This window comes from Roseiarcus sp., assembly GCF_052145395.1.
Lineage (GTDB): Bacteria > Pseudomonadota > Alphaproteobacteria > Rhizobiales > Beijerinckiaceae > Roseiarcus.
Genome location: NZ_JBKQOT010000214.1, coordinates 1 through 2,956, shown reverse-complemented (window position 1 = coordinate 2,956; position 2,956 = coordinate 1). Strand labels below are relative to the sequence as shown.

General features: G+C 68.1%; 3 protein-coding genes. 2 read left to right on the top strand and 1 reads right to left on the bottom strand.

Annotated elements, in window-relative coordinates; genetic code table 11:
- Positions 1 to 279, top strand: a 279-nt coding sequence (locus ACLP25_RS07320) for a hypothetical protein (protein ID WP_442468555.1), incomplete at its 5' end; no start/stop codon positions are given.
- Positions 280 to 421: 142 nt separating this feature from the next.
- Here ACLP25_RS07320 and ACLP25_RS07315 read toward each other — a convergent pair.
- Complete coding sequence (locus tag ACLP25_RS07315; protein ID WP_442468554.1) at positions 422 to 2,065, bottom strand: NRAMP family divalent metal transporter; 1,644 nt, start codon at positions 2,063 to 2,065, stop codon at positions 422 to 424.
- Positions 2,066 to 2,520: 455 nt separating this feature from the next.
- On the opposite strand from ACLP25_RS07315, the gene ACLP25_RS07310 reads away from it, so the two are divergent.
- Positions 2,521 to 2,826, top strand: a complete 306-nt coding sequence (locus ACLP25_RS07310) for a hypothetical protein (protein ID WP_442468553.1) — start codon at positions 2,521 to 2,523, stop codon at positions 2,824 to 2,826.
- Positions 2,827 to 2,956 lie beyond the last annotated feature (130 nt).

The window sequence follows — 2,956 nt, the reverse complement described above, 5'->3', positions numbered from 1 at the left end:
TTCGGTCCGCGGCCGGGGCTGCCCCAGTCCGAGGCCGCGCTGCATGCCCGCGACAAGCTGCGCACGGCCGAGGACCGCGTCGGCCCCGCCGCCTGGCCGATCGCCACCCGCATCGTCATCGAAGGGGCCGGGGTGCGCGACTGCCGCGGCTTCATCCCCGAACTCGCCACCCCCTGGCGCGCCGACGCCGTCGTCACTGACCGGCTGCGGGTAGGGCTCGACCTCTTGGGCGAGCTCCTGGGGGTGACGCGGGGGAGGCGCGCCGGCGGAGGCGCGTGACCGTGCGCCGTCGCTAAGCGAGGGTCCAAGCCCTTGAAAGCGAGGACCCCCGCTACACGGCGGCGTGAGGCGGCTCCTGCGGGGCGCGGTCGCTGAACGCGCCGAGGCCGGGCCGCCGACCCCGCCCTACAGCGCGGCGGATTTATCCTCCGCCGAACGCCAGCGTCACGATGCGGATCAGCACCAGCCCGCCTGCGACGACCAGGTAGAGGCGGAGGACGCCCATCCAGGTTTTTGCCGCCAGCGACAGTTTTGCGGGCGGCAGCGTCGCGAGCGGAGGCATCCGCCACGTGTTGCGATCGAACGCGACCTTTGAGGCCGGCGCCTCGGCGTCCTTGCGGCCGAACGCCATCAGCGCGAGCGCGATCGCCGCGGCCGCTACGCCGCCCCCGGTCAGAATGCCGAGAATCGTCCGCGCGTTGGTCGCGTCGGGGAAAAGGACCGAGACGGTCAGGATCACCGACAGAACCACCAGCCCGGCGATCACCGCGCCGGTCAGCGCATTGACCCAGCGCCCGTTGACCCACGGACCGAGCACAGGTTTGTCGTTGCACAGCAGGAGCAGGAACACGGTCGCGCTCGGCAGCAGGACGCCAGCCAGCGTCTGCACGGCGACAGTGAGCAACCCCAACGGCGCGCCGGGCGTCAGCACGATCGCGGCGGCGACGGCGATCAGCAGGACGTAGACCCCATAGAAGCCCTTCGCCTCCGTGACCTTCCGATGCAGGGAATGCCGGGCCGAGAACACGTCGCCGATGGCGTAGGCCGTCGAGAGCGACACCGCCGCGGCGCCGATCATCGCGGCGTCGATGAGCGCGATCGCGAACATCACGCCCGCCGTGCGTCCGGCGTACTTCTCGATCCCGACGGCGATGCCTCCCGCGTCGGTGAAATTGCCGAATTCCGGCGTTCCGACGAAGGCCTGCGCGGTGAACGCGATGATCGCCACCGCTCCGACGATGACCAGCGCGATCCCGAGCCACAGGTCGAGCCGCTCATAGCGGATGAAGCGCGGCGTGATGCGCTTGTCGATGACGTAGCTCTGCTGGAAGAAGAGCTGCCAGGGCGCGACCGTTGTCCCGACGAGACCGATGATCAGGAGCATCATGTCGCTCATCTTGTCGGTCGCTGGAATTTGCGGGACGACGAAGTCGTGCGCGACCTGCCCGATGGGAGGGTTCACCATCAGATAGATCGGGATCAAGAGCAGGCTGCCGAACACCAAAGCCATCGAGAAGCGCTCGAAACGGCGGAAGTCGCCGGTGCTGACGGCGCCAATGATCAGGCCCGCGGCGATGACGACGCCCGCGATCTTGTTCAGGCCGAGGTAGTCGAGCGCGAGGCTGATGCCAATAAACTCGGTGACGATCGTGAGCGCATTGAGCAGGAAGAGGTCGACGACGCTGAAGGCGCCCCAGAACTTGCCGAACCGCTCGAAGATCAGGCGTGCATGGCCGACGCCGGTGACCGCGCCGAGCCGAAGCACCATCTCCTGGTTGACGTAGAGCACCGGGATGAGCAGCGCGAGCGTCCAGAGCAGGGTCGTGCCGTAGGTCTGACCAGCCTGGCCGTAAGTGGCGAAAGCGCCCGCGTCATTGTCGCCCGCCATGACGATCAGGCCGGGGCCGATGATGGCGAGGAGAGTGGTAAGGCGATGCTTCCAGGTCTTCCGCGGGCCAACGTCGCCGTGGAGGATGGTGCCGAAAGCGCCGTGGATGTGGCCGATGTGGGCGGCGTCGAGCACGGCGGCCTCGACCGGCTCGGCGATTTTGACGTTCACCGTCATGGGTTCTCTCCTTTCGCCGTCGCCGGCTCGAGGAGGAACCCGTCGACGATCAGTCGGCGAAGGCTCGCGCGGGCGCGGGGGCGGCTTGGGTTTGGGTTTTCAGGATTGGGGAACCCGCCGGACGCCAGGAGAGCGCACCAACGGGGCAACTAGGGCCGTCGTTCAAGTCTGTCTCCTCTTCCGGCCGTGAACGGTTGCATGTCCCGTTAAGGGGCGGGCCGTTCGTGCGGCTGTAAAACCCTGCGCCCTGCGCCGATCGTCATCCGATTGTCACAAAACGCGCCAGCGCGTTCAAAATTGACCATGATCGCCCGTCGCGGTCAACTCGGACGATCAAACCCCGTTGCTCCTGCGGGGCGCGATTGTCAACCGCAAAGAATAACGCGCGGTTCACGTCCAGTTCAGCGGCTCGGGCGTTCCATGGACGGACTGAGGGGCTCACCAAGGAGAACAGCATGACCTCAAGGCTTGTTCCGCGCGGCGCTCTGGCCGTGCTCGCCGGCGCGACGCTCGCCGTCATGGCGTCGTCCGGTCCGTCGTCCGCGTTTACGCTGTCCGCGACTTCGATCGCCGCGCCGGTCGCCGGCGCCGACGTCCAGCACGTCTGGTGGGATCGCTGGGGACGCTGGCATCCCAACCGCCCGTGGGGCTGGCGGCGCTGGGGCTGGGGTCCCAGGCCTTACGGCTTCTACGGCTATTATGGACCCGTGCGCCGGTGCTGGGTCGGCCCCTGGGGCGGCGTGCACTGCCGGTGGGGCTGAGTCCGCCGCCCCGATTCAAGGCGCGGCGAACCGGGGTGAAGGACTGAGCCCGGTTCGGGCTCAGCCTTCCATCTTGGCACAAGCAGCGAAGCCTCGGGGGTTGTCAAGGCCGACGCGCCCCGGTCGTTCC

Coding starts and splice junctions, on each gene's coding strand:
- ACLP25_RS07310 (WP_442468553.1), top strand. CDS start 2,521: ATGACCTCAAGGCTTGTTCCGCGCGGCGCTCTGGCCGTGCTCGCCGGC.
- ACLP25_RS07315 (WP_442468554.1), bottom strand. CDS start 2,065: ATGACGGTGAACGTCAAAATCGCCGAGCCGGTCGAGGCCGCCGTGCTC.